4 protein-coding genes and 1 tRNA gene are annotated in these 4633 nt (G+C 64.4%); 2 read left to right on the plus strand and 3 right to left on the minus strand.

The genetic code is table 11. The features are described from left to right. Positions 1–66: 66 nt before the first annotated feature. Positions 67–139, plus strand: a tRNA-Ala gene (locus tag K8I61_12325). Between the two features lie 90 nt (positions 140–229). Here the strand turns inward: K8I61_12325 and K8I61_12330 are convergent. Continuing rightward, positions 230–934 carry a peroxiredoxin family protein gene (locus K8I61_12330; protein ID MBZ0272816.1) on the minus strand — a complete coding sequence of 235 codons (705 nt, stop codon included), beginning with the start codon at positions 932–934 and terminating at the stop codon, positions 230–232. Between the two features lie 141 nt (positions 935–1075). Here K8I61_12330 and K8I61_12335 point away from each other — a divergent pair, with 141 nt between their 5' ends. Continuing rightward, positions 1076–2185 (plus strand): inorganic phosphate transporter, encoded by a 1110-nt coding sequence (locus K8I61_12335; GenBank protein MBZ0272817.1) that lies wholly within the window; start codon positions 1076–1078, stop codon positions 2183–2185. A gap of 33 nt (positions 2186–2218) precedes the next feature. Here the strand turns inward: K8I61_12335 and K8I61_12340 are convergent, their stop codons facing one another. Together K8I61_12340 and K8I61_12345 are read right to left on the minus strand one after the other, a co-directional pair. Further along, on the minus strand, positions 2219–3040 hold the full coding sequence (locus tag K8I61_12340; protein MBZ0272818.1) for a hypothetical protein: 822 nt from the start codon (positions 3038–3040) through the stop codon (positions 2219–2221). Positions 3041–3183: 143 nt separating this feature from the next. After that, the gene (locus K8I61_12345) at positions 3184–4458 is read right to left on the minus strand and encodes a Glu/Leu/Phe/Val dehydrogenase (protein ID MBZ0272819.1); all 1275 of its coding nucleotides are present in this window, start codon (positions 4456–4458) and stop codon (positions 3184–3186) included. Between the last annotated feature and the right edge of the window lie 175 nt (positions 4459–4633).

The following is a 4633-nucleotide window of genomic DNA, read 5'->3' on the forward strand; positions in this document are numbered from 1 at the left end:
TTGATATAAACGCCGCCCCGCGCGAAGCCCGCGCGGTACACGATGTTCCTTCCCGCGAAAGTCGACGGGGCTGTAGCTCAGTTGGAAGAGCGCTTGAATGGCATTCAAGAGGTCGACGGTTCGATCCCGTTCAGCTCCACAAAATTCGCGAATTATTCCAAATAGTTACGCGATACGCCGAAACCGCCGCGAGGCGGTTTTTGTGTTTGAGTCCGCAACGAGTCCGCAATCATTTCGCGCCCGATGACGCTTTTCCGGGTGCGGGCGCAAGGCCATCGATCGCCTGAAGGATCTGCTCCGCGGACGGCCTCCGTTTGTAGTCGCGATCCGCATGCGCCCAGGCGACGACGCCGTTCTCGTCGATGACGAAGATCGACGGCACGGCCATCTTGTGATGTTTGCGCCCGGTCGCCGCCTCGATGTCGATCTCGTACTGCTTCAGCATCTGGAAGTATTCGTCGTCCACCTCGTGCGTGACGCGGTACGCGTCGTGCGCGGCGAGATCCTGATCGGACAGCAGGGGAAACGGAATCGTGTAGGTCGCCTGCGTCTTCGCGGATTCCGCCGGCTTGTCCACGCTGATCGCCACGATCGAAAAGCCGCGCTTTTGAAATCCCGGGTACGCGCCCGTCAGCTCGTGAATCTGGAAGTTGCAGTACGGACACCAGCCGCCGCGATAGAATACGAGCACGGTCTTCTTGCCGCCGATGACCTCGCGCAGCATCGCGGTCTTGCCGTCCGCGGTCATCACCCTTGCGTCCGGCGCTTTTTCGCCGACGGCGATGCCGACGCCTTCAGCCAACGTGCCGACCGCTTCCGCCGGCGGATTTTCGTACGGCATCCTCTTGACGTCCGTTTCGTCTCCCGCGAAAGCGGCCAACGCCGACATCGAAACCATCGCGGCCACGAGTCCGATCCGAATCAACCTGAGCATGATCCTTCCTTTCCGGGAAATTTGGCGCCCCTCGCGACAATGGTAACGCTCCGGGAATCCAAAACGTAACAGGAATTCGACGCAAGTCGAAAACCCGGTTTCTCGGATGACGCACGGAGCGCGAAGGACGCCTGCCTGACCATGTATTTTGCCGCGGCCCTGGTGTTTGCCCTCGCTTACGCAAATGGCGCCAACGACGTGTCGAAGGGGATCGCGACGCTCATCGCCGGCGGCGTGACGGATTACCGCCGCGCCATCGCTTGGGGCGCCGCGTGGACGGGTATCGGCGGCTGGCTCGGCGCCATGTTCGCGTCCGCGATGGTCGCGACGTTCGGCAACGGCTTGCTCGCGGCCGGCACGGAGCCGTCGCTCGCGGCCGCGCATGCCGCCCTCGCCGGCGCCGCGGGATGGGTGTTTCTGGCGACGCGCGCGGGATTTCCCGTATCGACGACGCACGCGATCGTGGGGGCCGTCATCGGCGCGACGACCGCCGCCGGCGGCCTTCAAGCGATTCCATGGACCGTTCTCGGCGAAAAGGTATTCCTTCCCCTTTTCGTCACGCCGATTCTGGCGGGCGCCCTGACGGTCGCGCTCCTCACGCGCCGGCGTCGCGTGTCTCGCGGCTCCTCCGCGCGGGACTGCGTTTGCGTGGAAATCGAAAATCGCGCGGCGGCGATGGCCGGCGGCGCCCTGACGATGGGCGTGTCCCCGCGCGTGCTTCTGGTTGCCGGGCACGCGGCGACGTGCGAGCGCGATCATCCCGCCGCGTGGGCTTTCGCCGTCGATCGCCTCCACTGGCTCACAAGCGCGGCGACGAGCCTCGCGCGCGGCATGAACGACGCGCCGAAAATCGTGGCGCTCTTTCTTGCCGTGTCCGCGTTTTCGGCGACGGGCGGCCCCGGGCGCGGCGCGATGTTCGCGATCGTGACCGCGGCGATGGTCGGCGGCAGCGTTCTTTCGGGGCGGCGCGTGACGCGCCATCTTGCCGAGAACGTCACGGAAATGGATCACCACGACGGCTTCGCCGCGAATCTCGTCGCGGCGGGCCTCGTTACCGTGGGCGCTGTTTACGGGTTGCCCATGTCCACGACGCACGTGGCGTCGGGCGGGATTTTCGGCGCGGGCGCGCTTCGCGGCTCGCTCCAGCGACGCGCGGTGCGGAATATTTTCGCCGCGTGGCTTGTGACCCTGCCCGTCGCGGCGGTTTTTGGCGCGCTCGTTTACGCGTTGATCGCGTCGTTATCCGCGTGAAGCGCGATTTCGACGCGTAGCGTCCGGCGACGCTCAGTGATCGTCGTCGTCGTTGTCGTCATCGTCGTCGTCGTCGCCACAGCCACACGCGCGCTTGAGGGCATGAAACGGTTCGGCGGCGTCCGAATCCTCAAGCTCCTCCGCCCGTGAAGCGGTCGCGCCATCGTCGTCGAAATCGCGCTGTACCTCGGCGAGTTTCCGGATGCCGTCGGTCCGGTTCATTTCATCGAGAAACGCGGCGATTTCCGCATCGCTCATTGACATGAAGACATCAAGAAGCGCGACGCGATACTCCGCGTCGAGCTCCGGCAGGCTTGCGAGCAGATGTTGTTTCACGCTCGCCGAAACGTTCGACAGGCGAATCACATCGATGAGGTCGATGTCGTCCTGAGTCGCGCCAAATTCGTCCTCGCCCGCATCGTCATCGTTTTCGCCTCGATCGAGCGGTGCGGTCGGCGTCGAAGCCGCGCCACCGCCGTTCGAAGCGGAAGCGAGCAAGAGAAAGCCGGCGACGGACGCCGCGCCCGCGCCTGCAAGCCAGGATCGCGCGCCCCTCGGTTTCGCTCCGGACAACGACGCACGCAACTCCACGACAATTCGTTCGATTTCATCCGAGCCGACGACGCGAGCCCCCGCAAGCGCTTCGGGCGCGAAACGCCGGTCGTCGAGACGGGCGACAAGATGGGACAGCTCGCGCCAGAAAGCCGGATCATCGCGTTTTTCCGCGAGTGCCGCGTACAGCGCGCTCACGACGCGGCGTGAGTTCGCCCAGGGCGCCGGCGCGCATCCATGAAGCTCGAGAAAGGCTCGAATCTCCCCAAGGCTCGTTGTCAAAGCGCGTTCGGATTCGGCCATGTCCGGCTCCTTCGGAAACGTTGAAGCACAAGCCCCGCGAATAATACAAAAAACCGGTTTGAACGGATGCGATAATAGCGCACCGGGCTACTCCGGCGCCACGATTTTTTCACCGCAACTTCACGCGGGGCCGCGCGATCTCATCACGGGAAAATTCCGCGCTCCTTGTAAACCGCCTCCAGGTGATGCAGCGCCTCGATCTGCGCGGCCGTGCGCATGGTCGTCCCGAATTCCGCCGCGCGCTCCTTTGTCCGCTCGTAGGCCGAGGTGATGCGCTTGCGCAATTTCGTATCGACCTCCTCGAGCTCCCACGCCTCGCTGCGTTTGTTCTGCAGCCACTCGTGGTAGGAGACGACCACGCCGCCGGAATTGGCGAGAATGTCCGGCAGCAGTTCGATGCCGCGCTCGTGCAGCACCTCGTCGCCTTCGGGATTCGTCGGGCCGTTCGCACCTTCGACCACGAGGCGCACGTTGAGAAGTCCCGCCGTATCGCCGGTGATCTGATTTTCCATCGCCGCGGGGATGAAGATATCCGCCACCGTGCCAAGGAACGTCTCGTGGTCGATCGCGGTCGCGTTTTCGTATCCGCGCACGCCGCCCGTGCGTTGGGCAAAGGCCAGCAGCGCGCCGGCATCCAGCCCGCCGGGGTTCGCGATCGCGCCGGTGGCGTCCTCGACGGCGACAAGCTTCGCTCCGTGCTCCGCCATGAGCCGCGCCGTCCAGCCGCCCACGTTGCCGAAGCCCTGCACGAAATAGGTCAGGCCGGAAAGTTCCAGGCTCCGGTCGCGCGCCCATTCCTCGAGCAAATACACCAACCCCTGCGCGGTGGCCTTGTCGCGCCCGACGCTGCCGCCGGATTCGATCGGCTTGCCCGTCACGACATGCACCGCCCGCGCGCGATCCATCGGCGAAACGGTCGAAAGATACGTGTCCAGAATCCACGCCATGATCTGCGGGTTCGTGTTCACGTCGGGCGCGGGGATGTCGTACTCCGGCCCGATCACGTTGCCGAGCGCATACGTGAAACGGCGCGTGATGTGTTCGATCTCGTTGATGGCGTAAGTTTCGGGCGCGAACTGGATGCCGCCCTTGGCGCCGCCGAACGGAATGCGCGCGAGCGAACACTTCCACGTCATCCACGCCGCGAGCGCGCGCACCTCGTCGATGCTCACCGACGGATGAAAACGCAGTCCGCCCTTGTACGGGCCGAGCGCGTTGTTGTGCTGCACGCGATAGCCCGTGAACACCTCCACGCGGCCGTCCTCGAATTTCACCGGAAAGTGAACGACGACCTCGTTGGTGGTGTTTGAAAGAATCTTGCGGATGTTCGGGTCAAGGCCCATCACATCCGCGGCCGCGTCGAACTGGCGGCGTACGTTCGCGTACAACGATGGCCGTCGGCGTTCGATTTCCGTCATGGAATCGTCCCCTGGGATTGACGTGCGTTTCGCTTATCGGCATGCACGTTCGGGATATTAAGCGCCGGTCTCAAAACGGCAAGAACCGCTCCGGCAAGGCGACGGGCGCCCTTCGATCGCCAAGATTCACCCGCCCGGCCCCACCCGCAAGGGACGAAACTTGACGCTTGTCACG

The sequence above is a fragment of the bacterium genome (assembly GCA_019912885.1).
Taxonomy (GTDB): Bacteria; Lernaellota; Lernaellaia; order JACKCT01; family JACKCT01; genus JAIOHV01.

Coding starts and splice junctions, on each gene's coding strand:
- K8I61_12330 (MBZ0272816.1), bottom strand. CDS start 934: ATGCTCAGGTTGATTCGGATCGGACTCGTGGCCGCGATGGTTTCGATG.
- K8I61_12335 (MBZ0272817.1), top strand. CDS start 1,076: ATGTATTTTGCCGCGGCCCTGGTGTTTGCCCTCGCTTACGCAAATGGC.
- K8I61_12340 (MBZ0272818.1), bottom strand. CDS start 3,040: ATGGCCGAATCCGAACGCGCTTTGACAACGAGCCTTGGGGAGATTCGA.
- K8I61_12345 (MBZ0272819.1), bottom strand. CDS start 4,458: ATGACGGAAATCGAACGCCGACGGCCATCGTTGTACGCGAACGTACGC.